The organism is Streptomyces sp. NPDC025721 (genome assembly GCF_055558595.1).
Genome location: NZ_JBVHMF010000046.1, coordinates 12,593 through 39,328, shown reverse-complemented (window position 1 = coordinate 39,328; position 26,736 = coordinate 12,593). Strand labels below are relative to the sequence as shown.

The following is a 26,736-nucleotide window of genomic DNA, read 5'->3' as shown; positions in this document are numbered from 1 at the left end:
GCTTCAGCGGGGGGGGGGGGGGTGGGTGGGGGGGGGGGGGGGGCGCCGCCTCCCCCCCCCCCCCCCCCACCAAAAGGGGTGAACGGGCGTAACTTCTCACACTGCCACGCGTTGATGTGACCTAAGGTGCGGTCACCATCACGCTCCGCAGTTCCCTGCGGTCCGCCCTGCGGGCCGCGGATTCGGCCGGGTCCAGCACCGGGACGGCCGCCAACAGGCCCTTGGTGTACGGGTCCTGAGGCGCGTCGTAGACCTCGTCGACCGTGCCGGACTCCACGATCCGGCCGCCGCGCATCACCGCGACGCGGTCGCTCACCTGCCGTACCACGGCGAGGTCGTGGGCGATGAAGACCAGCGACAGGCCGAGGTCGCGGCGGAGTTCCGCGAGCAGCGCGACGACCTGCGCCTGCGTGGTGACGTCCAGCGCGGAGACCGGCTCGTCGCACACGATGAGCTTCGGCTCGGGCGCCAGGGCCCGTGCGATACCGACGCGTTGGCGCTGCCCGCCGCTGAACTCGTGCGGGTACCTGTGGTACCACTCCGGGTCGAGGCCGACCCGCTCCAGCAGTTCCTTCACCCGGCCGACGACGGCCTTGTCGCTCAGCTCGCCCGCCGCCCGCAGCGGGTCCGCGATGGACTCGCCGATGCTGCGGCGCGGGTTGAGCGAGGAGACCGGGTCCTGGAAGACCATTTGCAGGTCGCGCCGCAGCGGGCGCAGCGCCTTGTCCCCCAGTCCGCCGATCTCCCGGCCCCGGTAGCGGATCTCGCCCGCGCTCGGGTCGAGCAGCCGCACGAGCATCCGCCCGAGCGTCGTCTTGCCGCTGCCGCTCTCGCCCACGATGCCGAGCGTCTCCCCGGCCCTGACCTGGAGCGACACGTCGTCCACGGCCGTGAGCCGCTGCCGTCCCTTGCCGAACTCCCGCCGCAGCGCGACCGCTTCCAGCAGGGGCTCGGCGCCGGGCTCTTCGGCCGTGCCCGTACGCGCGCCGCGTCCGCGTGGTGTCGCCGCGCCCACGGGCGCGGGAGCCGCGCCCGGCTCCCCGCCGTCCGCCGGCCGCGGGTCGATCCGGGGCACCGCCGACAGCAGCGCCCGCGTGTAGTCGTGCGCCGGGGCGGCCAGCACCTCGGCGACCGGACCGCGTTCGACGGCGGCGCCGTCCCGCATGACGAGGATGTCGTCCACGCTCCCGGCGACGACGCCCAGGTCGTGGGTGACGAGCAGCAGCCCCATGCCGGTCTCGGCCCGCAGTTCGTGCAACAGGTCGAGGATCTGGGCCTGGACGGTGACGTCGAGGGCCGTCGTGGGCTCGTCGGCGATGAGCAGGCGCGGCTCGCACGCCAACGCCATGGCGATCAGGGCGCGTTGGCGCATGCCGCCGCTGAACTCGTGCGGCCGGGAGCGGGACCGGCGGGCGGCGTCGGGGATGCCGACGCGGTCCAGGACCTCGACGGCGCGGGCCCGCGCCGCGGCGCGCGAGCCGCGGTGGTGCACCCGGTAGACCTCGGCGATCTGGTCGCCGATGGCGTAGTAGGGGTCGAGCGAGGACAGCGGGTCCTGGAAGACCATGGCGGCGACCCCGCCGCGCAGCTCGCGCAACTCGGCGTCGTCCGCGCCGAGTACGTCGGTCCCGGCGACCCGTACGGTCCCGGAGACCCGCGCACCCGTACCGCGGTGCAGGCCGAGCAGGGCGTACGCGGTCGCGCTCTTGCCGGAGCCCGACTCGCCGACGAGCCCGAGCGCGCCGCCCGCGCCGAGCGTGAAGTCCAGCCCGTCGACGGCCCGTACGGCCCCGCCCTCGGTGGGGAATTCGATCCGCAGTCCCGCGACCTCCACCAACGGGGCTTCCAGGTCGGTGAGTTGCCCGGTCATGCCAGTACCACCCGTCGGTCGGCCACCGCGTACAGCACGTCGGCGACAGCGTTGGCCACGACGACGGCCAGGCCCATGACCAGCACGATCCCGACCACCACCGGCACGTCCTTGATCTGTACGGACTGCACGAGCTGCTGCCCGAGTCCGGGGATGTTGAACAGCGTCTCGGTGAGCAGCGCGCCGCCGAACATCGTGCCGAGGTCCAGCGCGGACAGCGCGATCACCGGGGTCAGCGCGCCCCGCAGCGCGTGCCGTACGACGATGGCCCGCTCGCTGACGCCGTACGCGCGGAAGGTGCGGATGTGGTCCTCCGCCAGCGTCTCCAGCATCGAACTGCGGGTCAGCCGGGCGTACTTGGCGGCCTCGACCAGGGCGAGCGCGAGCCAGGCCAGCAGCAGATTCCACGCCCACTGCTGCGGGTCCTCGGTGAGCGGGACGTACGAGGGGTACGGCAGCCACTGGAGCCAGGAGCAGAAGAGCAGGAGCAGCAGGATGCCCGTGATGAACACCGGGGTCGCCGTGCCGACCAACGTGAAGCCGGTCAGGGCACGTTCGGTGACGGTGCCGCGCCGCAGCGCGGACAGCAGGCCGGTGCCGACGCCGATGACCAGCCACAGCACCATCGCGCCGAAGGCGAGCGACGCGGTGGCGGGCAGCTTCTCGCCGACCATCGACGTGACGAGTTCGCCGGTGCGGTACGACTGGCCGAGGCAGGGCGCCGGGCAGTGCAGCACATCGGTGCCGGTGCTGTAGTCGTGACCGGCGACGATGCCGCTGAGGAAGTGCCAGAACTGCACGTACACCGGGTCGTCGAGGCCCATCTGGCCGCGGATCTGCACGATCTGCGCGGTCGAGCACTTGGGGCCGCAGGCCAGCCGGGCCGCGTCACCGGGCGCGAGGTAGAAGCACGCGTAGAGCACGGCGGCCAGGACGAGGAGGACGACGAGGGCCTGGAAGAGCCGCCGCCCGAGGAAGCGGATCACGCGCCGTCCACCGCCTCGGCGTCCGAGGCGCGGCCAGCCGTATCCGTCGCGGCCGTGTCCGAAGAAGCGTCCGCCTTCGCCGACTTCCGTCCCGTCCCCACCCGCAGCCTGCTGGCGACCCGCGGGTCCAGGGCCGTCCGCACACCGTCCGCGAAGACGGTGAAGGCGAGCACGGTCACGAAGAGCAGCAGGGCGGGCAGCAGGACGTACGCGGAGTCGGCCTGGTACCAGGTCGAGGCGCTGGAGAGCATCTGGCCCCAGGAGGGGGTGGGCGGGGTGACGCCGATACCGAGGAAGGACAGGCCCGCCTCGGAGACGATGTTGGAGGGCAGCAGGATCGCCGCGTAGGTGACGACGGGCGCGACCAGCGCGGGCAGCAGTTCGCGGCGCGCGGTCCGCCACCGGCTGGAGCCCGCGAGCCGTGAAGCGGCCACGTAGTCGAGGGACTTGAGGGTGAGCACCTGCGCGCGGACGATCTTCGCGATGCCGCCCCAGGCGAGCAGCCCGAGGACCAGCATCAGCAGCACGGGCCGCGGGAAGCCGTCGGGGACGACCGCGAGCAGCGCGATGGCGAAGATCAGCGCGGGCATGGTGACGAAGACGTCGGTGATCCGGCTGAGCACGCTGTCGAGGAACCGGTTGCCCAGGCCCGCGCCCAGGCCGAGGGCCACGCCGAGCGCGACCTGGAGGACGGTGGCGCCGAGGGCCACGACGAGCGAGATCCGCGAGCCGTAGACGAGCCGGGCGAACAGGTCGCGTCCGGTGCCGGGTTCGAGGCCGAGCCAGTGGCTGCCGGAGACCCCGCCGAAGGTGCCGACCGGTACGCCGCCGGCCGCGGAGTCGACCAGGTCGGCGTGGTAGGTGGTGGTGTCCTGCCCTTCGAGCGCGGCGAGCAGCGGTGCCGCCACCGCGACCAGGACGAACAGGACGATGACGGCGCCGCCGACGAGGGCCGCGCGCTGTCCGCGCAGCCGCCGCCAGATCTGCCGGGCCCCGGAGGGGGGCGCCGCGGTGGCGGCGCCCTCCCCCGCGGCCGAGACGGCCGAGAGTGCTTCGACGGTCACGGACTACTTCACCGCGGCCTGCGAGATGTCCAGCACACCGGTCCAGTCGCTGATCACGACGTTCTTGATGTTCTTGCCGAACAGCCGCTTGTAGACGGGGTGGAAGAGCGGCACGGTGAGCGCCTGCTCGCCGATCCTCTTGTCCAGCGCGCCCCAGCGGACGGCGGCGGCCTTGAGGTCGGTGATCTTGTTGATCTGGTCGATCTCGTTGTTCACGGCCGGGTCGTCGAGCTGCGCGTTGTTGAAGTTGGCGCCGTCCTTGACGATCTGGCGGCCGTCGAAGATCGGGCCGAGGAAGGGGCCGCCGGACGGCCAGTCCGCGCCCCAGCCGGTGAGGAAGAAGCCGGGCTCGGTCTTCAGGGTGTGGATCTTGTCGGAGAAGGCCGCGTGCTCCTGGCCGTCGAGCTTGACGGTGATCCCGGCCGCCTTGAGCGCCTCCTGGACGGCGGTGGCGACCTCGGGGCCCTGCTCGTCGCCCTTGGTGACGTCGTGGGTGAGCGAGACGGTCAGGCCGTTGGGGTAACCGGCCTCCTTCAGCAGCTCCTTGGCCTTGGCCGGGTCACCGGTCTTGCCCGCGGGGAACGGGTCGTAGGCGGTGTAGCCGAAGGACGCCTGCGCGGGCAGGAAGGTGGTGGCCGGGTCGTTGAGCGACGAGCCGCCCTGTGCGTTGATCACCGTGGTGCGGTTGATCGCGTACGCGATGGCCTGCCGGACCTTGATGTTGTCGAACGGCTTCACCTTCGGGTTGAAGGCGATGTAGTCGGTGTAGCCGAAGTGCCCGGTGCCGACCCGCTGGGCGAGGTTCTTGTCGCCGGTCACCTTGGCCAGCTCGGCCGGGCCGAGGTTGGTGTCGGTGGTGACCGCGTCCGCGTCCTTGCCGACGCCCGCCGACAGACGCTGGTTGATCACGGCCTGGTCGAGGCCGGACTGCACGTCGATGGTGTCGGGGTACGCCTTGCGCTGGTCGTCGGTGGCGGCCGACCAGTTGGGGTTGCGCTTCAGCACCAGGTGCTCGCCGTTGTTCTCGTTGCTGACCACCTTGTACGGGCCGGAGGAGACCGGGTGCGCCGCGTATTTGGTGCCGGTGTCCTTGGCCTTGGGCACCGGCGCGAAGGAGGTCTGCGTGGCGAGCAGCGGGAATTCGCCCTCGGGCTTGTTCAGGTGGAAGACGATGGTCTTCGCGTCGGGCGTCTCGATCGAGGACAGGCCCTTGGGGTCCTTGTACGGGCCCTGGTAGTCGGCCGCGCCGACCAGCCAGTCCCGCAGGTAGGGCGCGCCGCCGGACAGCTCGGCGGCGAAGGACCGCTCGATGTCGTACTTGATGTCGGCGGTGGTGATGGGCGAGCCGTCCTCGTACTTCAGGCCGTCCTTGAGGTGGTACGTCCACACCGTGGCGTTCTCGCTGGGCTCGCCGGTGGTGGTGGCCAGGTCGGGGACGACCTTGGCGCCCGCGGCGCCGTCGGCGCGGTTGCGGGTGGTGAGCGTCCGGTAGACCAGCGACGGCACGTTGCCGCCGCCGGAGGTGTAGAGCCGGGCGGGGTCGAAGTTCTCCTGCGCCTGGTTGTTCAGGACGTACAGCGTGCCGCCCTTGCCCGGCTTGCCGTCGCCGCCCGCCTTGGCGTCGTCACCGTTCTTGGGGCCGCAGGCGACGGCCCCTCCGGCAAGGGCCAGACCGACGGCGATCACGCCTACGCGGCGGGATGTGGAGGACAGTTGACGCATCAGAGGAACCTTTCGCGGCAGCGAGGAGGGGCGCGCACAGCGGTGCGCGCGGAAAAGCGGAAACGGGTCGTGACGTGCGGGACCGAAGGGTCCGGCCGGAGCAGCCCGTGGCGGAGGAGACGCCGTCCTGGGACGGCGGCCGGGCCTCTACGCGGTGGGGCTGGATGCGGTCAGCGACAGTGAACGTCGGCGACGCAGTGCGCGGCCACGCCGATGAGCGCCAGCTCGATGCCGGCGCGTGCATACGGATGTGCGTGGTGGTGCTGCATGGACAGAAGCCTGCAGCGACGCGACACCAATTGTCAAAGCCAGATCAATACGATCTCAAACGATCACTTATGGATTGCACCGCTGAGCGGGTCCGCGCCTACGGGATGCGGACGGCTCCGCCTACGGGTACGGCCACGCGTTCGGCTTGCAGGTGGGGCCGCCGTCGAGCGACAGGAATTTGGTCTGCTGCATCATCACCGGGGCCGGGGCGCCCTCCTTGGGACAGCCGACGTGGCTGTGCCCGAGACGGTGCCCGACCTCGTGGTTGATCAGCATCTGCCGGTACTCGTGCACCCGCGCGGCGCCGAATGTACTGGCGCCCTGCGCCCACCGGTAGGCGTTGATCATCGTGCGCGGAGTTGACGCGGAGTCACATGACACGTTCTCAACTGTCGTGTCCAGGCCGGACTTCGCGCACCACTTCGCGGTGGTGCCGGGACTGGCGAGCGTAATGACGATGTCCGCGGGGCCGGTTGAGACCCGCTCGAAGGACATCTGTCCGCCGTGGCCCCAACTCCGGCTGTCGTTCAGGGTCTTGAAGACGGTGTCGCTGAAGAGCTGCGCGTTCAGCGGCAGCCCGCGCTCGACGTCCACCCGGAAGCGCATGACCTTGCCCCTGCCCGGCGCGGCCTGGTGGCCGCCGACCGTGCTGAAGGCGCCGGACAGCCTCAGGTCCGGGTCCAGCGGGTACAGCTTGGCCATCAGCTCGTCGTACGTGGCGGCGGCGGGCGTCGCCGCCGGGACCCCCGCGGGCGCGCTCGCGGCGCCGGGCGCGCGGTCCTGCGAGCGCGACGCCTCGTCGGCCGCCGAGCGCGTCGCGGTGTCCTTGCCGCTGTCCTCGCTGTGCCGTTTCTCACTTCCGCCGACCTGTCCCGCGACCACCACGGCGAGCACCGTGACGACGGCCGCGGCGGCGATCCCGCTGAGCGTGCGCCCCTTGCCGCCGGACTTGGTGTCCACGGCCGTGCCCGCGTCCGCCTCCGGCTCCGGGTCCGGCTCGGGCGCGGCGGCCGGGCCGCCGGGCGGCGGGTCCGCGGGCCCTTCCGGCTCCTGCGGTCCGAAGGCGTCGAGGAATTCCTGCCGCGGGCGCGGGATCAGCCGGCCCGGCGCCTGCATCTGGCCGGGCCCGGGCGCCTGCGCGTGCCGGGCGTACGGGCCCTGCCCCTGGCCGAGCGCGGGTCCCGCGGGCGGGGAGCTCAGGGCGGACGCGGTGTCGTACGCCTCCCAGTCCTCCGCCCACTCGTCGACGAGGTCGAAGGGCAGCTCGCGGGTGCGCGGCGGCCCGGAGTAGCGGCCGGTGTCGGCCGCCCAGTCGTCGGCCGGGCCCCACGCGGTGTGCTCGCGGTGCTCGGGGTGGGCGGGCGCCGGACCGCCGTGGTCCTGCGGCCGGTACTGCGGGAAGCTCCCCGTGTCGTGGCCGGACAGCGGTCCTGGACCGCGGCGGCGGCGCCCGCTGCCGGGGACGCCGGGCCGCAGGGGTCCTGGGACGCCCGGCATTCCGGGCGCGCCCGGAATGCCGTTGTCACGGCCGTCCTGGCCGTCCCGCGCGCTGTGCTTACCCACGTCGCCCACCCACGTCCTCGATCAGCTCCCGGTCGCCTCGGCGCCGGCGGGCCCCGCGTCCGTACGGCCCCGGCCGTCGTCCTCGGCTTCCGCGACCTCGTCCTGGAGATCGCGGAAGCCCCGGGCCACCAGCTCGGGGTGCTCCATCATCGCCACATGACCGCCGTCGGGGATGACCAACAGCCGGGAATCGCGGAAAGCCCTGGCCGCCCGGCGGGCGACCTTGACCGAGACGAGCTTGTCCCGGCCTCCGTACACGAGCAGCGTAGGGGCGAGGACGCGCTCCGCCTGCCGCCACAGCGAATGCTGGCCACCGAGCGTGTACGCGTCCACGATCCCACGGGTGGAACGCACCATGACGTCCCAGAAATACGGCAGTTCGATCCGCCGCTGGTATTCGGCGACCGCGTCGGCGCGGGCCTGCTCGCCGACCACCCCCGGGTCGCCGTAACAGAGCGCCAGCAGCTCCTGGGTCCTGCGCTCGGCCGGCCAGTTCCTCGTCGCGCGCAGATACAGCGCGGGGACGCCGGGCACCGAGAGCAGCCCGGTGGGCCAGGCGGTGCGCTGCGGCGGCAGCTCGGGGAGCGCGGGCGAGACCAGGGTGAGGGTGCGGACCAGGTCCGGCCGGGCGGCGGCGACCTTGACGGCCACCGCGCCGCCCAGCGAATTCCCGAAGAGGTGGACCGGGCCGCGCCGCTCGGCCTCCAGCAGCCGGACCACCGCCCGCGCGTGCCCCGGAATCGAGTAGTCGCCGTCGTCGGGCGGCGGGGAATGGCCGAATCCCGGCAGGTCCAGCGCCTGTCCCGCGACCCGGTCGGCCAGCGCGGCCATCAGCGCCGACCAGTTCTGCGAGGAGCCGCCGAGGCCGTGCACGAAGAGCGCGGGCGCCGTCCCCGGCCCGTCCGTACCGCGCGATCTGACCACCAGGGTGAGGCCGGGCAGGCTCGCCGTGTGCACCGATTCCCCCGGGGCGAGCCGCGGCCCGGGCGGGAGTACGACCGCCGGTTCTGCGGCCGTCTGGGGAACGTCGGTCGAGGGCATGGATGAATGTTACGAGACGATCACGCGTACGACCGCGTGTTCGCGGTCACAAGAACCTCCGCAAGGGCCGGAAGCCGCCACGCGCTCCGAGGGGCGCGCGCCGCACACCGCGGCCGGGAAGCCGCCATGCACGCGCCTGCCCGGCCGCCTAGGCTCAAGGGTGAGGCAAGAGAAGGAGGGGCCATGTCCGAGAACACCGGGAACGGTAGCGGGGACATCGAACGCTTCGAGCGTGAGGCCGACGAATTCGACGCCGCCCAGATCGCCCGCGACACCGATCTGGATCTGGAAGCGCCGGAGGCCGACACCGCGGAACAGCACGCGGAACTGCTCCAGCAGCACGACGAACCGATCATCGCGCGCCCCTCCCACCAGGTGGAAGAGGCGGATCCGGCCGACGCGGCGGAGCAGCGCAGGGTCGTCGCGCCGGACGAGGACGACTACCGCTGACGGTCGCCGCTCACCGACGGATTCCGCAGGCGCTCTCGCGCGGAGGTTCCAGGTAGTGAGAATGTGCGACCGCACGGCGCACAGGGTCGTTACTGAAAAGTACGATGGCCATCGCAGTGTTCTATCGTTCCTCACTTCAGATTTGGGAGGCGGCGTGACAGCCATCGAGCAAGCTCAGGCGAGGCCGCGCGGCACACGCCTGCCCCGCCGGGCCCGACGTGAACAATTGCTGGGCGCGGCCCAGGAAGTCTTCGTGGCGCAGGGTTACCACTCGGCCGCGATGGACGACATCGCCGAGCGGGCCGGCGTGAGCAAGCCCGTGCTCTACCAGCACTTCCCCGGCAAGCTGGAGCTCTACCTCGCGCTGCTCGACCAGCACTGCGAGTCCCTGCTGCACTCGGTACGGACCGCGCTGGCGTCCACCACGGACAACAAGAAGCGCGTCGAGGCCACCATGGACGCGTACTTCGCGTACGTCGAGGACGAGGGCGGCGCCTTCCGGCTGGTCTTCGAGTCCGACCTGACCAACGAGCCCGCGGTCCGCGAGCGCGTCGACAAGGTCTCGCTCCAGTGCGCCGAGGCGATCAGCGAGGTCATCGCGGAGGACACCGGGCTCTCCCGCGACCAGTCGATGCTGCTGGCCGTCGGCCTCGGCGGTGTCTCCCAGGTCGTCGCCCGCTACTGGCTGGCGAGCAAGAGCACCGTGCCGCGCGACACCGCGGTGGACCTGCTGACCTCCCTGGCCTGGCGCGGTATCGCCGGATTCCCGCTGCACGGCGCGGAGGGCCACCACTGAGGCGGTGCCCCGCCGCCCGTCCGCGTCGCCCCGGGCCTGTTCGCTCACGGCGTTGCCGAGGTACGGATTTCCACTGGCCGCTCCGGGCTAGTCTTTGCTGCGTACGGCGCGAAACCAACCGCGCACACCGCCAGACCATCGGAGGTATCCAAGCCGTGGAGGTCAAGATCGGCGTGCAGCACGCGCCGCGCGAGATCAACATCGAGAGCGCGCAGTCCGTCGCGGAGGTCGAGCAGGCCGTCGCCGACGCGCTGTCCGGCGCCTCGAAGCTGCTGAGTCTGACGGATGAGCACGGCCGCAAGGTCCTGATCCCCGCCGACCGGCTCGCGTACGTGGAGATCGGCGAGCCGTCCGCCCGCAAGGTCGGTTTCGGCGCTTCGCTCTGAACGTCCGGCCCTGAAAGGGGCCGAAAGGGCGGCAACCGGTGCAACCGGTTGCCGCCCTTCGTTTTGTCCCGGCCTCCACAGGGGTAGGACCAGAGCGCACCGGTCCGTACCAGCCGTACCACCGGAAAGGGATCACGATGCTCTGGGAAGCCGTCGCCTACGTCGCCCTCGGGCTCGGCGCCGCCTACGCCGCCGCCCGCCTCTTCCCGCTCCGGCTCCCGTTGAGTCCGCTGCTGCTGGCCACAGGACCGATCGCCGCGCTGCTCGGCGGCCTCGTCACCCGCACGATCGTCGGCCCCGGCCACCCGGAGGCGACGCTGCCCGCCGCGCTGGCGGTGGGGGCGGCCATGCTGAGCGTCCTGGCCCGCCCGCCGAAGCGTGGCCGCCACGCCAAAGTGACCGCGTCGAGCGTCTGACGCGGCCACCGGCGTCCTCAGGAGTCGTGGCGGGACCGGCCGTGACGGGGCGGAGAGTTTTCGCGGTGAGGCGTTACGCGGCGTTACGCGGCCAGGCCCAGCGCGGCCATCCGCTTGGTGTGCGCCTCGGTGATCCGCGAGAACATCCGTCCGACCTCCGCGAGGTCGAAGCCGTCGGCGACCCCGCCGACGAGCATGGTGGACAGCGCGTCGCGGTCGGCGACCACCCGCTGCGCCTGCGACAGGGCCTCGCCCATCAGCCGCCGCGCCCACAGCGCGAGCCGCCCGCCGACGCGCGGCTCGGCGGCGATGGCGGCGCGCACCTTCTCCACGGCGAAGGTCGCGTGCCCGGTGTCGTCCAGGACCGCGAGCACCAGCGTGCGCGTATCGGTGTCGAGCCGGGCGGCCACCTCGCGGTAGAAGTCGGAGGCGATGGAGTCGCCGACGTACGCCTTGACGAGCCCTTCGAGCCAGTCCGAGGGCGCGGTCTGCCGGTGGAATTCGTCGAGCGCGGCGCCGAAGGGCTGCATCGCCTTGTTCGCCGACTCGCCGATCTCGGTGAGCCGGTCGCGCAGCCGCTCGAAGTGGTGGAATTCGGCGGCGGCCATCGCGGCCAGCTCCGCCTTGTCCTCCAGGGTCGGCGCGAGTTTCGCGTCGTCCGCGAGCCGTTCGAAAGCGGCCAGCTCGCCGTACGCCAGGGCCCCGAGCAGATCGACGACGGCGGCCCGGTACTGCGGGTCCGCGGACGCGGCGGTCCAGTCCTGGGCGGCGATTCCGGTGGCGGGCGTGGTGTTCTCGTCAGGCGTCTCCATGCTGGGCACAATAGCCAAGTCGGAGCGGCCCGTACGCACCCGTGCGGTGATCTTCGCGGGGCCGGTGACAGGCCGATGACGTGCCGGTGCCGTCCCGAACGAAACATTTGATCGGGTGCAGCTACGTGTTTCCGGGGTAGAGTGGTATTGCACCCGCCGAAAATCGGCTTGCTTCCGATCCTCGGCGGGCGACGTATGCAACACCTGGATGCCCGGTCGGTGGCCCGATCGGCTCCGACACCGACCGCCCTCCTGACATCGGGAGGGGCCCACTCGCGACACGAGCGAGGGCAGCGGTCCCGCGCTGCACAGCCGCCCACGGCTGTACGACACCTCTGCGCGGTCAGTGACCGGCGTCGTCTTTTCCGCGACACGGCCGCTCGACCCCCCTCGCCGCACAGTGCCGCGTCTCACAGAAGAGGCAAGCATCCTGTCCACCACCACGACTTTCCGCAGTCTCGGCATCCTGGCCGAGACCGCCGAGGCCCTTGAGGCCGTCGGCATCATCACCCCCTTCCCGATCCAGGAGATGACGCTCCCGGTCGCCCTCGCGGGCAACGACGTCATCGGCCAGGCCAAGACCGGCACGGGCAAGACCCTCGGTTTCGGTCTGCCGCTGCTGGAGCGCGTCACCGTGACCGCCGACGTCGAGGCCGGGCGCGCCACCGCCGACCGGCTCACCGACGCCCCGCAGGCCCTGGTCGTCGTCCCCACCCGCGAGCTGTGCCAGCAGGTCACCAACGACCTGCTGACGGCCGGCAAGGTCCGCAACGTACGCGTGCTCGCGATCTACGGCGGCCGGGCGTACGAGCCGCAGGTCGACGCGCTCAAGAAGGGCGTCGACGTGATCGTCGGCACCCCGGGCCGCCTGCTGGACCTCGCGGGCCAGAAGAAGCTCGATCTCAAGCACATCCGTTCGCTCGTCCTGGACGAGGCCGACGAGATGCTCGACCTGGGCTTCCTGCCCGACGTCGAGAAGATCATGGGCATGCTGCCGGTCAAGCGGCAGACGATGCTGTTCTCCGCGACCATGCCCGGCGCCGTGATCAACCTCGCCCGCCGCTACATGTCGCAGCCCACCCACATCCGCGCCACCGCGCCGGACGACGAGGGCGCGACCGTCGCGAACACCACGCAGCACGTCTTCCGCGCCCACTCGCTGGACAAGGTCGAGCTGGTCTCGCGCATCCTCCAGGCCGAGGGCCGCGGTCTCGCGATGATCTTCTGCCGTACGAAGCGGACCGCCGCCGACGTCGCCGAGCAGTTGGAGAAGCGCGGTTTCGCCTCCGGCGCGGTCCACGGCGACCTCGGCCAGGGCGCGCGCGAGCAGGCGCTGCGGGCGTTCCGCAACGGCAAGGTCGACGTGCTGGTCTGCACCGACGTGGCCGCGCGCGGTATCGACGTCGAGGGCGTCACGCACGTCATCAACTACCAGACGCCCGAGGACGAGAAGACCTACCTCCACCGCATCGGCCGCACCGGCCGCGCGGGCGCCTCGGGTATCGCGATCACGCTGGTCGACTGGGACGACATCCCGCGCTGGCAGCTCATCAACAAGGCGCTGGTGCTGTCCTTCAACGACCCGGAGGAGACGTACTCGACGTCTCCGCACCTCTACGAGCTGCTGGGCATCCCGGTCGGCACGAAGGGGATACTGCCTCGGGCGGACCGGACGCGTGCCGGTCTCGACGCCGAGGTCGTCGAGGACCTGGGTGAGACCGGTGGCCGCGGCGCCCGCGGCAACGGCCGTCGGCCGGCCGGCGGCAAGCCCGCCGCCGCGCCCGTCGAGGACCGCCCGGCCCGTACGCGCACCCCGCGCCAGCGCCGCCGCACCCGCGGTGGCGAGGCCGCGTCCGGTGCGGCCCCCACGTCGGCCGTCGGCGCCGAGGCCGTGGAGTCCGCCGTCGCGGTCTCCCAGCCCGGTACGGACGAGGTGGCCGCGCCCCGCACCCCGCGCCGCCGTCGCCGTACGCGCGGCGCCGCTCCCGAGGCGGTCGCCGTGGAGACGGTGACGGCTGTCGAGCCGGTCCCCGCCGCTCCGGTCGCCGAGGAAGCCCCCAAGGCACCGCGCCGCCGCCTGCGCAAGGCCGCCGCTGAGCCGGTCGGTGCGCAGACTCCGGTCGCCGCCGCGGTGACCCCGGTGGTCGAGGAGGAAGCGCCCAAGGCCGCCCGCCGCCCGGCCCGCCGCTCGATCCTCAACGGCGAGCCCGAAGAGACCGCCGCCCCGGTCACCCCGGTCGCCGAGGAGGCGCCCAAGACGCCGCGCCGCCGCACCCGCAAGGCGGTCGCCGAGGCACCCGCCGCGGTGACGCCGGTGGTCGAGGAGGAAGCGCCCAAGGCGGCCCGCCGCCCGGCCCGCCGCTCGATCCTCAACGGCGAGCCCGAGGAGACCGCCGCCCCGGTCACCCCGGTCGCGGACGAGGCGCCCAAGACACCGCGCCGCCGCACCCGCAAGGCCGCGACGGCCGTCACCGCCGAGGTGCCCGCACCCGCGGTCGCGCCGGAGGCGGAGAGCACCGCGGACGCGCCGAAGCCGGTGCGCAAGCGGGCACCCCGCAAGACCGCCGCCGCCGCTGCCGCGGCGGTCGAGGTCGCCGAGGTACCGGCTCCCGCCACCGCGGGGGACGAGGCGCCGAAGACCCCGCGCCGCCGCACCCGCAAGGCGGTCGCCGCGACGGCCGCGGACGAGGGCTGACCTCGGCCGTCTCCGCCGCCGCACCCGTACGGACGAACGCCCCCGGCCCCTCGGCCGGGGGCGTTCGCGTGCCGGGGACACCGGGATCGGGCGGAGGCAACCTGTCGGACATATGCACCGCGTAACCTCGGTTCATGAGCCGACCCACTGCCCTGGATCTGCCGGAGAACGTGTCCGCCCATCGGCTGGAGACGGCCCGCGGATCCTTCGCCGTACTCGACGCCTCCCCCGCCCCCGACGCCCCGCCGCGCGGCACCGCGCTGCTCGTGCCCGGCTTCACCGGCAGCAAGGAGGACTTCCTCCCGCTGCTCACCCCGCTGTCGGCGGCCGGTTTCCGGGTGGTGGCGGTGGACGGCCGCGGCCAGTACGAGTCGGGCGGCCCGCGTGAGGAGAGCGCCTACGCGCAGGGCGAGTTGGCGGCCGACGTGGTCGCGCAGACGGCGGCGCTCGCGGCGGCCGGCGGGGGCGGCCCCGTGCATCTGCTGGGCCATTCGCTGGGCGGTCTCGTCGTACGGGCGGCGGTGATCGACCAAGGTCCCGGCGCGTGGGCGTCGTTGACGCTGATGAGCACGGGTCCGGGTGCGATCTCCGAGGAACAACAGACCCGCACCCAGTTGTTGATCGATGTGCTGCCGGTGATGGATCTGGAGGCCGTCTGGCAGGCGATGCGGTCGATGGACGCGGAGAACGGCGAGCAGCCGGACACCCCGCCCGCCGTCGAGGCGTTTCTGCACCGCCGCTGGGTGACCACGCTGCCAGAGCAACTCGCTGTCACCGCACGGCAGTTGATGGACGAGCCGGACCGGGTGGACGAGCTGGCCGCGGCCGGGCCGCTGCCGAAGCTGGTGATCTCGGGCGAGGTCGACCATGTGTGGCCGCCGTCGTGGATGGACGCGATGGCGACTCGGCTGGGCGCCGAGCGCGCGGTGATCAAGGGCGCGGAGCACTCGCCGAACACCGAGCGTCCCGCCGAGACGGCGGCGGCGCTGATCGCCTTCTGGACCGGCGGCGCGGGGGACGACGGCACAAGCCTTACCGGTGAGTAATTAGATCGAGAAAGTGTTTCTTTAGTCTAGGGAATGTTTTCGAGGGGGTGTTGGTTGACTACACATGTAACGAGCGACGAAGGGAGAAGCCCCATGCGCTTCGAGATCATGCGACTCGACGACCGAAACGGCAACGCCGTGGACAGCACCGTCGTGGACGCCTCCGCCGTCAACAAGATCGTGCAGCAGGCCGCTGCCATAGGCCAGCGCATCTACATCCGCCCCGCGGACTGACGACGCCACAGGGCCTGGCCCACCGCATCGGCGCCCCGTACATGAAGACGTACGGGGCGCTTTCGCGTGTCCGGGGGCCCGGCGGGGGCCGCAGGAGGGGCCACGGGGGGCCGCAGGAGGGGCGGCGGGGGCCGCGGGAGGGGCCGCGGGAGGGGCCGCGGGAGGGGCCGCGGGAGGGCTCAGCCCTCGCCGTGGATGAAGCCGAAGATGCCGTTGGCGACCTGCTGGACGGCGATGGCCGACAGGAGCATGCCCGACAGCCGGGTCACCAGCACCACACCGCCCTCCTTGATCAGCCGGATGATCGCCAGCGAGTACCGCATCGTCAGCCACAGCACGGCGTGCATCGCGATGATCGCCACCCACACCGACATCTGCTGACCGAACCCGTCCGCGTGCTGCACCGCCAGGATCACGGTCACGATCGCGCCGGGGCCCGCCAGCAGCGGCATCCCCAGCGGCACCAGCGCGACGTTCACGTCCTTCGTCTGCGTCGGCTCGTCCGCCTTCCCGGTCAGCAGATCCAGCGCGATCAGCAGAAGCAGCAGCCCGCCCGCCACGCGCAGCGCGGGCACCGACACATGCAGATAGTCGAGGATCTGCTGCCCGCAGATCCCGAACACCGTGATCACCCCGAGCGCCACCAGCGCCGCCTGCCACGCCATCCGGCGCTGCACCTTCGTGGCGCGCCCCGAGGTCAGCGCGAGAAAAATGGGCGTGATACCGGGCGGATCCATGATCACGAAGAGCGTGACGAATACCGACCCGAAGAGGGTGACGTCGAACATGGGGCGACTTTCTGGTGAGGGGGGCGGGGCGGGCTGCGCCCGGCAGACGGCGTGTGGGGAACGGGCCACCGGGCCGCGGCCACGGGGAGGCCGTCAGCCGACGTCACCTCCGCACGGGTGGCTGGGGGCCGGAAAACGCACCGCGCCGCGGGCGCGGGAGGGGGCCCCGGGGGCTCCCCGAAGTGAGGAGCGGGGTCACGTAGCGGCGCTAGACGGCGCTGATGGGCACCGCGCCCGTCGCCCGCCGGGCGATCTCGCGGTAGACCTCGGGGTCGGTGACGCAGTCGCCGAGACGGCAGGTCTTGCGACTGCCGTGATAGTCGCTCGACCCGGTGGCGAGCAGCCCCGTCTCGGCCGCGAAGGCCCGCAGCCGGGCCCGGGTCGGGTCGTCGTGGTCCACGTGGTCGACCTCGATGCCGTCGAGCCCGGCCGACGCCAGTTCCGCTATCACCGACTCCGGTACGGTCTCGCCGCGCTTGTGCGCGCCGGGGTGCGCGAAGACGGTGACGCCGCCCGCGCCCTTGACCAGCCGTACCGCGTCGAAGGGGTCCAGCTCGTGCTTGGGTACGTAGGCCCGCCCGGCGTTCGTCAGCCAGTCGTCCGTGAAGGCGTCGGAGACGGTGGGGACCACGCCGAGCTCCACCATCGCGGTCGCGATGTGGGGGCGGCCGACGGAGCCGTCCCCTGCGATGGCGGCCACCCGCTCCCAGGTCACAGGCACGCCCAGCTCCTGGAGCTTCGCCACCATGGCCCGCGCCCTGGGCACCCGGTCGTCCCGTACCAGCTCCCGCTCCCGGTACAGCTCCGGCTCCTCCGGGTCGAACAGGTACGCCAGCATGTGCATGCTGATCCCGTCGATCCGACAGGACAGCTCCGCGCCGGTGACCAGCGTCAACGGCACCGTCAGCTCGCGCAGCGCCGCGGTCGCCTCCGCGTATCCGCCCACCGTGTCGTGGTCCGTCAGCGCCACGACGTCCAGACCGGCCCCCGCCGCGTTCCGCACCAGCTCGGCGGGCGCGTCGGTGCCGTCACTCGCGGTGGAGTGAGCGTGCAAATCAATCCGCACCGGGGCGCTCCGCTGGGCAGTAGTGTCTTCTCGGCCAGCCGCCAGCATAAGCCTTCCCCCCACCCCACCCGCCGCTGCTCCGTCACCCCCGCAGCCCCCGCCCCTGACGTGGCGCACCGCCTTTCGCCCAGACGGCGAGCCGATCCTTTAAGGGGCGCGGGGAACTGCGCCACCAGCCACCACGCTCCCGCACGACACCACCCGCCCCAGCGGGGCAGACCGGTTGTCCCCGGACCACCCGCCGGTGAGGGGTTCGCCCCTGACGGGGCGCACCATCTTTCGTCCGGACGGCGAGCCGATCTTTCAAGGGGCGCGGGGAACTGCGCCACCAACCACCGCGCTCCCGCACGTCACCACCCGCCCCAGCGGGGCAGACCGGTTGTCCCCGGACCGCCGGCCGGTGGGGGGTCGCCGCGCCCCGGGGGGGGGGACCGACTTGCGCAAGGCGCGGGTACGGGTGGGGGTGGCCCCCCGGGAGGGGCTAGGCGAGGAGGCGGGGGGAGAGGGCCCCGCAGGGGAGCATGTCGACCTCGGCCCCGGCGTCGCGGAGGTCGGTGAGGACGAGCTCGTCGTACATGAGGAGCCCGGTCTGCTCGGGCCAGACGATGGCCCAGAGCCAGAGCCCGCGGGCCTCGCCGGCGAAGACGACACGGTCGTCGGGAGCGCCGTTGACGTGCCAGAGCGGCGTCGGCCGCCCGGCGGCGAGCACCTTGGCATGCGGAGGCTTGTCGACGCACATGCCGGGCCCCGGATCGGGCCCGGGAATCCCGGCGTGACGGGCGCCGAGCCCGACGCCCAACTCCTCGGCGATGAGCATGAGTTCACCGGGTCCACCGAGCGGACCGGGTCCCGAGCAGGCCACGGCGGTGGCCCGCCCGCCGCTGCGGTCGTCACCCGCGGCGGCGACACCGGAGAAGAGCCAGCCGACCGGCAGGGGCCACGGCATCCAGACGGGCACCTGGGCGCGGTGCACCACGACGCCGAGCGCCTCGACGCTCGGGGGCACGACGGGTTGCAGCGGATACACGGTCCCGTGCTCGTCGCACTGCCAGGAGTCGGCGAAGAGGCCGGGCGCTCGCACCCTGCCACCGCACTTCGGGCAACTGGGTTCGCCCCTCATAACGACCAACGGTCCTCCGGGTCCGTGCCCCCGTCAAGGACGATCACCCAGGTGGTTCAGCGACACCACGCGCCTGGCGGAGCGCGGGACGCGGCCGCGACCGGCGGCCCGGATCAGCCGAGGGCCACGGCCCCGCGCAGCGGATCGCGCAGGTCCGTGCCGTGCGAGAGCCAGCGTTCCTGAAGGGCGGCGGCGCCGTGCACCCGCTTCCAGGCGGCCTCGGTGTGGGTCATCGGCAGCAGCGGCAGGAAGCGGACGGGGTCGGGCGCCGGGTCGAGGGCGTCGAGCACCAGATCCTCGACCAGGCCCCCGCCCTCGGCGACGAGCACGGCGGAGAAGGGCGCGCCCGGCCAGAGCGGCTCGCCGACGTCCAGCGAGTTGCCGGGGGCGACGACGACCCCTTCGACCTGCGGAGAGGCGCCGAGTACGGCGAGCGGCCGCAGCACCTTGTCGGTTTCGGCCACACCGGCGCGTACCGACAGCAGCAGTTCGGCGCGCGGGCCGCGTACGGGATCGGCGACGGTGGCGAGAGGCTCGTTCATGGGCTGCGCCGACATCCCGAGGGTGGCGTATCGCAGCAGGTCACCGTCGCGGTAGCGGAGCACTTCGATGCGGTCGACGCCGAGGAACGTCACGGCGGCGCGCGCGTCCGGCGCGCCGAAGGCGGAGCGCAGTCGCGCCTCGACCAGCGTCAGGAGATCACCCATGCGGCGAGCATAGATCGCGTATGGAACCGGCCAAGCGCGGTCGAGCGGGCACGCGGACGCGCTAAGGTGGGGTGTTCATATACGACATCCCCCAGCGGGGCATGGCCGGAGGAGGTGGGGACTGCAGTGGATCCGAGTCGACCGTGCAGTACCGGCAGCTCTTCCGAACGCCGTCCCGTGATGTGAGCCTGCGCGCTACTTACCCGGCCCTTGTGCCGTGAAACGCGTGACCTCACGATCCTCACGATCTGCCCGCGGAGCGAATCCGCGTCGGAAGAGCGCCCTGAACTGCCTGGTGATCAGCCAGTACTGATCCCGTCCTGATCAGCATTCAGTGCGGCGTGATGCCGTCGGCCAGTCCGTGAAGGAGCTTGCCATGTCGATGATCCGTGATCTGCGCGCTGTCGTACGCCCCGCGCTGCGCAAGAGCACCGCGTCCTACGACTACGGGCCGACTCACGACGTCTCCGCCGCCGGCAGCGCGGTGGTGGACTGCGCGGTCTACCGCGACGGCGTGCGGTGCAGCGACACCGTCGGTCTCAGCGAGGCGCTGGCGAGCGTGCGGGCCGGGCGCAGCGGCGAGCAGTGCGACGGGCGCGACGGCTTCGTGTGGATCGGTCTGCACGAGCCGACCGAGCAGGAATTCGCCGGTATCGCCCAGGAGTTCGGCCTGCACCCGCTGGCGGTCGAGGACGCGGTCCACGCCCACCAGCGGCCGAAGCTGGAGCGGTACGACGACTCGCTGTTCACGGTCTTCAAGACGATCCGCTACGTCGAGCACGCCGAGCTGACCGCCACCAGCGAGGTGGTGGAGAGCGGCGAGGTGATGGTCTTCACCGGCCGGTATTTCGTGATCACCGTGCGGCACGGCAGCCACGGTTCGCTGCGCTCGCTGCGGCACCGCCTCGAGGATGACCCCGAGCTGCTGGCCAAGGGCCCGTCCGCGGTGCTGCACGCCATCGCCGACCAGGTCGTGGACGACTACCTGGCCGTCACCGAGGCCGTGCAGGACGACATCGACGAGGTCGAGATCGACGTCTTCTCGGCCGAGAACGGCAAGCCGTCGCGCGGCGGCGACGCGGGCCGGATCTACCAGCTCAAGCGCGAGGTGCTGGAGTTCAAGCGCGCGGTGGCGCCGCTGCTGCGGCCGATGCAGGTGCTCGGCGAGCGGCCGATGCGGCTGATCGACCCGGAGATCCAGAAGTACTTCCGCGATGTCGCCGACCACGTGGCCCGCGTCCACGAGCAGGTCATGGGCTTCGACGACCTGCTCAACTCGATCCTCCAGGCCAACCTCGCGCAGGCCACCGTCGTGCAGAACGAGGACATGCGCAAGATCACCGCCTGGGCGGCGATCCTGGCCGTCCCGACGATGATCACCGGCGTGTACGGGATGAACTTCGACACGATGCCGGAGCTGCGCTGGAAGTTCGGCTATCCGACCGTGCTGATCGGCATCGTGGCGATCTGTTACGTGATCCACCGCGGCTTCCGGCGCAACGGCTGGCTCTGACCCCGGCCCCGGCTCCAACCCCGGCTCTGACCCCGGCTCCGGCTCCGACCCCGGCTCGGACGCGGGTGCGCGCGGCGCTCAGGCGGTCTTCCTGCGGTCGGCGAGGATCACCAGGGCCAGGCCCACGAGGATCACGCAGAGCGCCGGGTAGGCGGACCAGGCAGGGATCTGGCCCAGCCACAGCGCGGCGATCAGCGCCGCGCCCGGCGTCTCCAGCAGGATCGCGGTGGAGGTGGTGGACGGGCCGAGGCCGCGTACCACCCGGTTGAGCAGCGAGTGCCCGAGCAGTTGCGCGACGACGGTGAGGGCGGCGATCCTCAGCCACGTACGGCCGTCGTAGCCGCCGAGCGCGGAGCCGGAGACCAGGCAGGTGACCAGCAGGACCGCGGCGGTGGTCGCGTAGCAGACGTAGGTGTACGCGGTCGTGCTCGCGGTCCTGCGCACCTCGGAGCCGAGCAGGACGTATCCGGCGGCGGCGATGCCGCCGCCGAGGGCCAGGGCGTCGCCCGCGAGGGCCCGGGTGTCGGTGGACAGGTCGATGCCGGTGAGGATGACGACGCCCGCCACGGCGAGCGCGGTGCCCACCCACACCAGCCGGGGCGGCCGGTGGCCGCGTATCCGCAGGATGATCGTGGTCCAGATCGGCGTGGTGGTGCACAGGGCGGTCGAGGTGGCCACCGACGTCATCGACAGGCTCGGCAGCCACAGTCCGAAGTGCAGCGCGAGCACGACACCGGCGAGCACCGAGAGCGTCAGCGCCCTGCGGCCCATCCGCCGCAGTTCGGCACGGCCCCGCCACAGGGCGAACGGGCTGAGGACGCCGACCGCCATCGCGTTCCGCCAGAAGGCGATGGCGAGCGCGGGCGCGGCCGTCGAGGCGATCAGCGGGGCCGACATCGAGACGCTGGCGATGGCCACGGTGAGCAGCGTGAAGTCCAGCGTCCGCGCGGCGGCGGGCTCGGCGCCCGGCCCTCCCGCGGCGGCGGGCCCCGTACCGGTGTCCGGCAGCGGAAGCGCGGCGGCGGCGGGCTCGGCGGTCACGGGACTCCTCGGGCGGACGCGGTGCGGTGACAGGGACGGCCGCGGGTCGGACACCGGAGCGTCCGACACCGGGGGCGGACACGGCGCCGCGCCCGTCGGCAGCCACCAGCGTAAGGCCCATGGCGGGTCCACGTACCTGTCGGTCCGTACCGTGATACCGGCCGGGGTCCGCCGCCTGCGGCCAGCGCCTAAAGTGGCGGCATGACGACCGCTGTGAGCGCAGAGCAGACCGCCCTCGTCGAGGAGGCCACCAAGAAGTCGGGCCTGGTGTGGGTGGACGGCCAGGCGCTGTGGCACGCGTGGGTGGACGGCGCGATGTGCGTGGTCGGCGGCGGGCCCGTCGAGCAGCCGCTGCCGCCGGGGCTCGCCGACGGCGGGCGCGCCACGGTCGTCGTCCGCAGCAAGGACAAGGGCGGGCGGCTGGTGGCCTGGACGGCCCTGGTCGCCCTGCTGCCGCCGGACGGCGAGGCGTGGGAGGCGGCCGTGGCGGAGCTGAAGGGCAAGCGGCTCAACTCCGTCGACGCCGAGACGGTCACCGAGCGCTGGGCCCGCGACTGCCGGGTCTTCCGGCTGGCGCCCGAGGGCGCTCCCGTCGAGCACCCCGGCGCGATGCCGGACGTCTCCGGCGTGGCGGTCCCGGTCGCGACCCCGGCCACGACCCGGCATCCGGTCCCGGCCGGTCTGCCGAAGCTGCTGGCCCGCCGCCGCAAGGCGTAGCGCGCCGGGCCCGGCTACTTCGTCGTCACCGATTTGCCGTAGTCGACCACCGAGGACTTGTTCGGCGCCGCGAGCGTGAAGTCCTCGCCCCAGTCGGAGAGGGTGAGCGTCCCCGCGTTGCCCGCGCGCTGGTAGCGCAGCGGGTAGGGCGTGCCCTTGAGGGAGACGTCCAGCGAGCCGCCCTTGGTGCCGTTGAGGGCGACGGTCCTGGTGTCGCCGACCTTGCGGTGGTCGCCGAGCTTGAGGTCGCCGTCGAGCACGAAGAGGTCGGCGAGCAGCACCTTCTTGTCGGTGAAGCCGCTGAACTGCTTGTACGCGGGGTCGTCGGTGGGCACCTTGACGTATTTGTCGTCGAGCTTCTGGGCGGCGGCCTTCCCGTTCTTGTCGGCGCCCGCGTCGCCGTAGAAGTCGGCGCCCGCCTTGAGGTAGAGGTCGGCGCCGACCCGCAGGAGCTGGAAGGTCGTGCCCTTGGTGGTGACCTCGCCGACGCCGCCGTTGTCCCGCAGCCGCATGTCGAGGCGGAAGCTCTGCCCCTTGCTGATCACCGTGCCCGCCAGGCGTACGGTCGGCGCGGTCTCGGCGGCGGTCTTCGCCTTCTGCTCGACGGTCGCGGGCGGCAGCTTGGCGACGCCGTTGGTGCCCGCGTCGGGGTCGCCGCCGAAGCCGAGGCATCCGGTGAGTACGGTCGCCGCGCACAGTGTTCCGAGAGCGGCGGCTGCGGTCCGGCGGCCGGGATACACGTGTTCTCGTCCTCCTGCGGAGACGGCGGGGGGGCACCCCGGACGAGTCCGGGGAGGCGTCCAGAAGCTACCGCACGGTACCCCCGGCGAGCACCCCGTGGGGCGGGCAAGATCGGCTGGGAGTAGCCTGGCGACGGATGACGAGTGGACCGGAGCAGCCCTCCGTGGACCGGTAGGAGGCCCCCCGATGGCCGCAGGCAGCCCGCGGGTCTTCGTCTCCCATCTTTCGGGCGTCGCGGTCTTCGATCCGAACGGCGACCAGGTGGGCCGGGTCCGTGACGTCGTGGTGATGCTGCGGGTCGGCGGACGGCCGCCGCGGGTGCTCGGCCTGGTGGTCGAGGTGGTCAGCCGCCGCCGGATCTTCCTGCCCATGACACGGGTCACCGGGGTCGAGTCCGGCCAGGTGATCACGACCGGGGTGCTGAACATGCGCCGCTTCGAGCAGCGCCCGACCGAGACGCTGGTGCTGGGCGAGCTGCTGGACCGCCGGGTGCGCCTGGTCGCCGAGGACCCGGGGCAAGACGCGGGGCAGGACGCCGGAGGGGACGGCGGGCAGAGTGCGGCGGACGCGGGCGCGGGCGAGTCCGGCGCGGAGGTCACCGTCCTCGACGTCTCCATGACCCAGCTCCCGGCCCGCCGCGACTGGGAGATCGACAAGGTCTTCGTGCGCCGCGGCAGGCCCGGGGCCCTGCGCCGCAAGGGAGCCACCCTCACCGTCGACTGGTCGGCGGTGACCGGCTTCCGGCTGGCCGAGGACGGCCAGGGCGCGGAGAACCTGGTGGCGACCTTCGAACAGCTCCGCCCGGCCGACCTGGCGAACGTCCTGCACCACCTGTCGCCCAAGCGGCGCGGCGAGGTGGCCGCGGCGCTCGACGACGACCGGCTGGCGGACGTCCTGGAGGAGCTGCCCGACGACGACCAGGTGGAGATCCTCAGCAAGCTCAAGGAGGAGCGCGCCGCGGACGTCCTGGAGGCGATGGACCCGGACGACGCCGCCGACCTGCTGGCCGAACTGCCCGCGGACGAGCAGGAACGACTCCTCACGCTGATGCAGCCGCAGGACGCGGCGGGCGTACGGCGGCTGCTGTCGTACGAGGAGCGGACCGCGGGCGGGCTGATGACCACCGAGCCGATCGTGCTGCGCCCTGACGCCACGGTCGCCGACGCGCTCGCCCGGATCCGCAACCCCGACCTGTCCCCCGCGCTGGCCGCGCAGGTCTACGTGTGCCGGCCGCCGGACGAGACGCCGACCGGCAAGTACCTGGGCCTGGTGCACTTCCAGCGGCTGCTGCGCGACCCGCCGTTCACGCTGCTCGCCTCGATCGTGGACACCGACCTCCAGCCGCTGACGCCCGACACCCCGCTGCCCGCGGTGACCAGCTACCTGGCGACGTACAACATGATCTCGGCGCCCGTGGTGAACGCGACCGGGGGGCTGCTGGGCGCGGTCACGGTGGACGACGTGCTGGACCACCTGCTGCCCGAGGACTGGCGCGAGACGGATCTGCACGGCGCGGTCGGGCCGCACGGGCACCACATGACGGACGACGGCACGGACGACGCGGCGGACGACGACGCGCGGGGCGGTATGACGGGGGTGGGCGACGATGGCGGCCGATGACCGCGACCGGGAGCGCTTCCGGCACCCGCCCGGCGCGACCGCCACCTCGCGCCCCCGCGTGCGGCTCGACCAGCCGCGCGCCCCGCGCCGCAGCCTGCTGCCGACGTACGACCCGGAGGCGTTCGGCAAGCTCTCCGAGCGCGTGGCCCGCTTCCTGGGCACCGGACGGTTCATCGTCTGGATGACGGTCCTCATCATCCTGTGGGTGCTGTGGAACATCTTCGCGCCGCCGTCGATCCGCTTCGACAACTACCCGTTCATCTTCCTGACCCTGATGCTGTCCCTCCAGGCGTCGTACGCGGCCCCGCTGATCCTGCTCGCGCAGAACCGGCAGGACGACCGGGACCGGGTCAACCTCGAACAGGACCGCAAGCAGGGCGAGCGGAGCATCGCCGACACCGAGTACCTGACCCGCGAGGTCGCGGCGCTGCGGATGAACCTCGGCGAGGTCGCCACCCGCGACTGGATCCGCTCCGAACTCCAGGACCTGCTCAAGGAGATCGAGGACCGGCAGGCCGGGGGCGGCCACGGCACGAGCCCCGGCGGCAGGCCCAGCGGCGGCAGGACCCACACCAAACGCGGCCCCGAGGCCAGGCGCGGCACGGACGGCGGGCACGGCTCCGGGACGGGCCCCGGCTCCGACCCCGGCTCCGACGACGAGGGCAGTGACGAAGGCGACGGCCGGGGGCGCTGAACGGCGCTCGGCCACCGCCGTACCATCGACGTATGGCTACCGACACCGCAGTCTCCACGCCGACCGAAGACGCCGTGCGCGCCGCGCTCGCGACGGTGAACGACCCGGAGATCCACAAACCGATCACCGACCTCGGCATGGTCAAGTCCGTGGACATCGGCGCCGACGGCTCGGTCGCCGTCACCGTCTATCTCACGGTGTCCGGCTGCCCGATGCGCGACACCATCACCAACGCCGTCACGGCGGCGGTCGAGGGCGTCGCCGGGGTCACCTCGGTACAGGTCACGCTCGACGTGATGAGCGACGAGCAGCGGCGCGGCCTGGCGTCGTCGCTGCGCGGCGGGCAGGCGGAGCGCGAGATCCCGTTCGCCCAGCCGGGCTCGCTGACCCGCGTCTACGCCGTCGCGTCCGGCAAGGGCGGTGTCGGCAAGTCCTCGGTGACGGTCAACCTGGCGGCGGCGATGGCGGCCGACGGGCTGAAGGTCGGCGTGGTGGACGCGGACATCTACGGGCACAGCGTGCCGCGCATGCTCGGCGCGGACGGCCGGCCCACCCAGGTCGAGAACATGATCATGCCGCCGTCGGCGCACGGCGTGAAGGTCATCTCGATCGGCATGTTCACCCCCGGCAACGAGCCGGTGGTGTGGCGCGGACCGATGCTGCACCGCGCGCTCCAGCAGTTCCTGGCGGACGTGTACTGGGGCGACCTCGACGTGCTGCTGCTCGACCTGCCGCCCGGCACCGGTGACATCGCCATCTCCGTCGCGCAGCTCGTGCCGAACGCGGAGATCCTGGTCGTCACGACCCCGCAGCAGGCGGCGGCCGAGGTCGCCGAGCGCGCCGGGTCGATCGCCGTGCAGACCCACCAGAAGATCGTCGGCGTGGTGGAGAACATGGCGGGCATGCCGTGCCCGCACTGCGACGAGGTCATCGACGTCTTCGGCTCGGGCGGCGGCGAGCGGGTCGCCGAGGGGCTGACCCGGATGACCGGCGCGACCGTGCCCGTCCTCGGGCAGATCCCCATCGACGTGCGGCTCCGCGAGGGCGGCGACGACGGGCGTCCGGTGGCGCTCAGCCACCCCGAGTCCCCCGCGGGCGCTGCCCTGCGGTCCATCGCGGGCAAGCTGGGCGGCCGTCAGCGCGGCCTGGCGGGGATGTCCCTGGGGATCACGCCGCGCAACAAGTTCTGAGCGCTCGGCGGCCGGGCGGGCGGGCCGGCCGCCGAGCGTACGGGACGGCGGGGGGGGGGGGGGGGGGGGGGGGGGGGGGGGGCGGGGGGGGAGGGGGGGGGGGGGGGGGGGGGGGGGGGGGGGGGGGAGGGGCGGAGCGCAGCGATCCCCGGTCGCTTCGCCACACTCGGCCACCCCGCCTCCGTTCC

Annotated in this window: 26 protein-coding genes; 12 read left to right on the top strand and 14 right to left on the bottom strand. The window is 72.6% G+C overall.

What is annotated here, in order from left to right; translation table 11 throughout:
• Positions 1-121 precede the first annotated feature (121 nt).
• The 7 genes from ACZ4EF_RS35980 to ACZ4EF_RS35950 all read right to left on the bottom strand — a co-directional run bounded on the left by ACZ4EF_RS35980 (position 122) and on the right by ACZ4EF_RS35950 (position 8,516).
• On the bottom strand, positions 122-1,870 hold the full coding sequence (locus ACZ4EF_RS35980) for a dipeptide ABC transporter ATP-binding protein (protein WP_467508397.1): 1,749 nt from the start codon (positions 1,868-1,870) through the stop codon (positions 122-124).
• The gene (locus tag ACZ4EF_RS35975; protein WP_355348635.1) at positions 1,867-2,856 is read right to left on the bottom strand and encodes an ABC transporter permease; all 990 of its coding nucleotides are present in this window, start codon (positions 2,854-2,856) and stop codon (positions 1,867-1,869) included. The genes ACZ4EF_RS35980 and ACZ4EF_RS35975 overlap by 4 nt, the downstream gene beginning before the upstream one ends.
• A complete protein-coding gene (locus ACZ4EF_RS35970) occupies positions 2,853-3,920 on the bottom strand; it encodes an ABC transporter permease (RefSeq protein ID WP_467508395.1) in 1,068 nt (355 codons plus the stop codon). The genes ACZ4EF_RS35975 and ACZ4EF_RS35970 overlap by 4 nt, the downstream gene beginning before the upstream one ends.
• A 3-nt stretch (positions 3,921-3,923) precedes the next feature.
• Complete coding sequence (locus ACZ4EF_RS35965) at positions 3,924-5,642, bottom strand: ABC transporter substrate-binding protein (protein ID WP_467508393.1); 1,719 nt, start codon at positions 5,640-5,642, stop codon at positions 3,924-3,926.
• 170 nt (positions 5,643-5,812) lie between these two features.
• Complete coding sequence (locus ACZ4EF_RS35960) at positions 5,813-5,911, bottom strand: Ms4533A family Cys-rich leader peptide (protein ID WP_355348626.1); 99 nt, start codon at positions 5,909-5,911, stop codon at positions 5,813-5,815.
• Between the two features lie 121 nt (positions 5,912-6,032).
• Positions 6,033-7,475 carry a DUF3152 domain-containing protein gene (locus tag ACZ4EF_RS35955; RefSeq protein ID WP_467508391.1) on the bottom strand — a complete coding sequence of 481 codons (1,443 nt, stop codon included), beginning with the start codon at positions 7,473-7,475 and terminating at the stop codon, positions 6,033-6,035.
• 21 nt (positions 7,476-7,496) lie between these two features.
• Positions 7,497-8,516 (bottom strand): alpha/beta fold hydrolase, encoded by a 1,020-nt coding sequence (locus ACZ4EF_RS35950; protein WP_355348620.1) that lies wholly within the window; start codon positions 8,514-8,516, stop codon positions 7,497-7,499.
• A gap of 183 nt (positions 8,517-8,699) precedes the next feature.
• On the opposite strand from ACZ4EF_RS35950, the gene ACZ4EF_RS35945 reads away from it, so the two are divergent.
• The 4 genes from ACZ4EF_RS35945 (at position 8,700) to ACZ4EF_RS35930 (ending at position 10,564) form a co-directional block, all read left to right on the top strand.
• Positions 8,700-8,966: a hypothetical protein gene (locus ACZ4EF_RS35945; protein ID WP_355348617.1), complete on the top strand. Its 267-nt coding sequence runs from the start codon at positions 8,700-8,702 to the stop codon at positions 8,964-8,966.
• 154 nt (positions 8,967-9,120) lie between these two features.
• Complete coding sequence (locus ACZ4EF_RS35940; RefSeq protein ID WP_355348614.1) at positions 9,121-9,762, top strand: TetR/AcrR family transcriptional regulator; 642 nt, start codon at positions 9,121-9,123, stop codon at positions 9,760-9,762.
• Between the two features lie 155 nt (positions 9,763-9,917).
• Positions 9,918-10,148: a DUF3107 domain-containing protein gene (locus ACZ4EF_RS35935; RefSeq protein WP_188281577.1), complete on the top strand. Its 231-nt coding sequence runs from the start codon at positions 9,918-9,920 to the stop codon at positions 10,146-10,148.
• Positions 10,149-10,285: 137 nt separating this feature from the next.
• On the top strand, positions 10,286-10,564 hold the full coding sequence (locus ACZ4EF_RS35930; protein WP_355348609.1) for a hypothetical protein: 279 nt from the start codon (positions 10,286-10,288) through the stop codon (positions 10,562-10,564).
• A gap of 83 nt (positions 10,565-10,647) precedes the next feature.
• Here ACZ4EF_RS35930 and ACZ4EF_RS35925 read toward each other — a convergent pair whose 3' ends face one another.
• Positions 10,648-11,376, bottom strand: a complete 729-nt coding sequence (locus tag ACZ4EF_RS35925; protein ID WP_355348606.1) for a ferritin-like fold-containing protein — start codon at positions 11,374-11,376, stop codon at positions 10,648-10,650.
• 529 nt (positions 11,377-11,905) lie between these two features.
• On the opposite strand from ACZ4EF_RS35925, the gene ACZ4EF_RS35920 reads away from it, so the two are divergent.
• The 3 genes from ACZ4EF_RS35920 to ACZ4EF_RS35910 all read left to right on the top strand — a co-directional run bounded on the left by ACZ4EF_RS35920 (position 11,906) and on the right by ACZ4EF_RS35910 (position 15,351).
• Positions 11,906-14,071 (top strand): DEAD/DEAH box helicase, encoded by a 2,166-nt coding sequence (locus tag ACZ4EF_RS35920; protein ID WP_467508401.1) that lies wholly within the window; start codon positions 11,906-11,908, stop codon positions 14,069-14,071.
• Between the two features lie 134 nt (positions 14,072-14,205).
• The gene (locus tag ACZ4EF_RS35915) at positions 14,206-15,117 is read left to right on the top strand and encodes an alpha/beta fold hydrolase (RefSeq protein ID WP_355348603.1); all 912 of its coding nucleotides are present in this window, start codon (positions 14,206-14,208) and stop codon (positions 15,115-15,117) included.
• Positions 15,118-15,210: 93 nt separating this feature from the next.
• A complete protein-coding gene (locus tag ACZ4EF_RS35910; protein ID WP_355348600.1) occupies positions 15,211-15,351 on the top strand; it encodes a hypothetical protein in 141 nt (46 codons plus the stop codon).
• Positions 15,352-15,530: 179 nt separating this feature from the next.
• On the opposite strand, the gene ACZ4EF_RS35905 is transcribed toward ACZ4EF_RS35910, so the two are convergent.
• From ACZ4EF_RS35905 to ACZ4EF_RS35890, 4 genes are all read right to left on the bottom strand, one after another.
• Positions 15,531-16,139 carry a MarC family protein gene (locus tag ACZ4EF_RS35905; protein WP_188284666.1) on the bottom strand — a complete coding sequence of 203 codons (609 nt, stop codon included), beginning with the start codon at positions 16,137-16,139 and terminating at the stop codon, positions 15,531-15,533.
• Between the two features lie 208 nt (positions 16,140-16,347).
• On the bottom strand, positions 16,348-17,205 hold the full coding sequence (locus ACZ4EF_RS35900) for a PHP domain-containing protein (protein ID WP_467508387.1): 858 nt from the start codon (positions 17,203-17,205) through the stop codon (positions 16,348-16,350).
• A 481-nt stretch (positions 17,206-17,686) separates the two neighbouring features.
• Complete coding sequence (locus tag ACZ4EF_RS35895) at positions 17,687-18,325, bottom strand: DUF6758 family protein (protein ID WP_355348593.1); 639 nt, start codon at positions 18,323-18,325, stop codon at positions 17,687-17,689.
• 113 nt (positions 18,326-18,438) lie between these two features.
• Positions 18,439-19,032, bottom strand: a complete 594-nt coding sequence (locus ACZ4EF_RS35890) for a suppressor of fused domain protein (RefSeq protein WP_355348590.1) — start codon at positions 19,030-19,032, stop codon at positions 18,439-18,441.
• Between the two features lie 376 nt (positions 19,033-19,408).
• Between ACZ4EF_RS35890 and ACZ4EF_RS35885 the strand changes: the two genes are divergently transcribed.
• On the top strand, positions 19,409-20,545 hold the full coding sequence (locus ACZ4EF_RS35885) for a magnesium and cobalt transport protein CorA (RefSeq protein WP_355348587.1): 1,137 nt from the start codon (positions 19,409-19,411) through the stop codon (positions 20,543-20,545).
• Positions 20,546-20,623: 78 nt separating this feature from the next.
• Here the strand turns inward: ACZ4EF_RS35885 and ACZ4EF_RS35880 are convergent, their stop codons facing one another.
• Positions 20,624-21,586 carry a DMT family transporter gene (locus tag ACZ4EF_RS35880; RefSeq protein ID WP_401852539.1) on the bottom strand — a complete coding sequence of 321 codons (963 nt, stop codon included), beginning with the start codon at positions 21,584-21,586 and terminating at the stop codon, positions 20,624-20,626.
• A 201-nt stretch (positions 21,587-21,787) separates the two neighbouring features.
• On the opposite strand from ACZ4EF_RS35880, the gene ACZ4EF_RS35875 reads away from it, so the two are divergent.
• A complete protein-coding gene (locus ACZ4EF_RS35875) occupies positions 21,788-22,303 on the top strand; it encodes a hypothetical protein (protein WP_467508384.1) in 516 nt (171 codons plus the stop codon).
• A gap of 14 nt (positions 22,304-22,317) precedes the next feature.
• Here the strand turns inward: ACZ4EF_RS35875 and ACZ4EF_RS35870 are convergent, their stop codons facing one another.
• Positions 22,318-23,043, bottom strand: coding sequence for a hypothetical protein (locus ACZ4EF_RS35870; RefSeq protein WP_355348581.1), 726 nt, complete (start codon positions 23,041-23,043; stop codon positions 22,318-22,320).
• A gap of 187 nt (positions 23,044-23,230) precedes the next feature.
• Here ACZ4EF_RS35870 and ACZ4EF_RS35865 point away from each other — a divergent pair, with 187 nt between their 5' ends.
• From ACZ4EF_RS35865 to ACZ4EF_RS35855, 3 genes are read left to right on the top strand one after another with little or no spacing between them, the layout of a single operon-like run.
• The gene (locus ACZ4EF_RS35865; protein WP_467508382.1) at positions 23,231-24,664 is read left to right on the top strand and encodes a magnesium transporter MgtE N-terminal domain-containing protein; all 1,434 of its coding nucleotides are present in this window, start codon (positions 23,231-23,233) and stop codon (positions 24,662-24,664) included.
• Positions 24,651-25,358, top strand: a complete 708-nt coding sequence (locus ACZ4EF_RS35860; RefSeq protein WP_467508380.1) for a DUF1003 domain-containing protein — start codon at positions 24,651-24,653, stop codon at positions 25,356-25,358. The genes ACZ4EF_RS35865 and ACZ4EF_RS35860 overlap by 14 nt, the downstream gene beginning before the upstream one ends.
• A gap of 32 nt (positions 25,359-25,390) precedes the next feature.
• Positions 25,391-26,548, top strand: coding sequence for an Mrp/NBP35 family ATP-binding protein (locus ACZ4EF_RS35855; protein WP_355348575.1), 1,158 nt, complete (start codon positions 25,391-25,393; stop codon positions 26,546-26,548).
• The last annotated feature ends 188 nt before the right edge of the window (positions 26,549-26,736 follow it).

What these genes read in the sequence shown, in the direction of transcription:
- ACZ4EF_RS35980 (WP_467508397.1), bottom strand. Translation starts at nt 1,870, where the DNA reads ATGACCGGGCAACTCACCGACCTGGAAGCCCCGTTGGTGGAGGTCGCG.
- ACZ4EF_RS35965 (WP_467508393.1), bottom strand. Translation starts at nt 5,642, where the DNA reads ATGCGTCAACTGTCCTCCACATCCCGCCGCGTAGGCGTGATCGCCGTC.
- ACZ4EF_RS35960 (WP_355348626.1), bottom strand. Translation starts at nt 5,911, where the DNA reads ATGCAGCACCACCACGCACATCCGTATGCACGCGCCGGCATCGAGCTG.
- ACZ4EF_RS35950 (WP_355348620.1), bottom strand. Translation starts at nt 8,516, where the DNA reads ATGCCCTCGACCGACGTTCCCCAGACGGCCGCAGAACCGGCGGTCGTA.
- ACZ4EF_RS35945 (WP_355348617.1), top strand. Translation starts at nt 8,700, where the DNA reads ATGTCCGAGAACACCGGGAACGGTAGCGGGGACATCGAACGCTTCGAG.
- ACZ4EF_RS35930 (WP_355348609.1), top strand. Translation starts at nt 10,286, where the DNA reads ATGCTCTGGGAAGCCGTCGCCTACGTCGCCCTCGGGCTCGGCGCCGCC.
- ACZ4EF_RS35925 (WP_355348606.1), bottom strand. Translation starts at nt 11,376, where the DNA reads ATGGAGACGCCTGACGAGAACACCACGCCCGCCACCGGAATCGCCGCC.
- ACZ4EF_RS35920 (WP_467508401.1), top strand. Translation starts at nt 11,906, where the DNA reads ATGACGCTCCCGGTCGCCCTCGCGGGCAACGACGTCATCGGCCAGGCC.
- ACZ4EF_RS35915 (WP_355348603.1), top strand. Translation starts at nt 14,206, where the DNA reads ATGAGCCGACCCACTGCCCTGGATCTGCCGGAGAACGTGTCCGCCCAT.
- ACZ4EF_RS35910 (WP_355348600.1), top strand. Translation starts at nt 15,211, where the DNA reads ATGCGCTTCGAGATCATGCGACTCGACGACCGAAACGGCAACGCCGTG.
- ACZ4EF_RS35905 (WP_188284666.1), bottom strand. Translation starts at nt 16,139, where the DNA reads ATGTTCGACGTCACCCTCTTCGGGTCGGTATTCGTCACGCTCTTCGTG.
- ACZ4EF_RS35895 (WP_355348593.1), bottom strand. Translation starts at nt 18,325, where the DNA reads ATGAGGGGCGAACCCAGTTGCCCGAAGTGCGGTGGCAGGGTGCGAGCG.
- ACZ4EF_RS35890 (WP_355348590.1), bottom strand. Translation starts at nt 19,032, where the DNA reads ATGGGTGATCTCCTGACGCTGGTCGAGGCGCGACTGCGCTCCGCCTTC.
- ACZ4EF_RS35885 (WP_355348587.1), top strand. Translation starts at nt 19,409, where the DNA reads ATGTCGATGATCCGTGATCTGCGCGCTGTCGTACGCCCCGCGCTGCGC.
- ACZ4EF_RS35875 (WP_467508384.1), top strand. Translation starts at nt 21,788, where the DNA reads ATGACGACCGCTGTGAGCGCAGAGCAGACCGCCCTCGTCGAGGAGGCC.
- ACZ4EF_RS35865 (WP_467508382.1), top strand. Translation starts at nt 23,231, where the DNA reads ATGGCCGCAGGCAGCCCGCGGGTCTTCGTCTCCCATCTTTCGGGCGTC.
- ACZ4EF_RS35860 (WP_467508380.1), top strand. Translation starts at nt 24,651, where the DNA reads ATGGCGGCCGATGACCGCGACCGGGAGCGCTTCCGGCACCCGCCCGGC.
- ACZ4EF_RS35855 (WP_355348575.1), top strand. Translation starts at nt 25,391, where the DNA reads ATGGCTACCGACACCGCAGTCTCCACGCCGACCGAAGACGCCGTGCGC.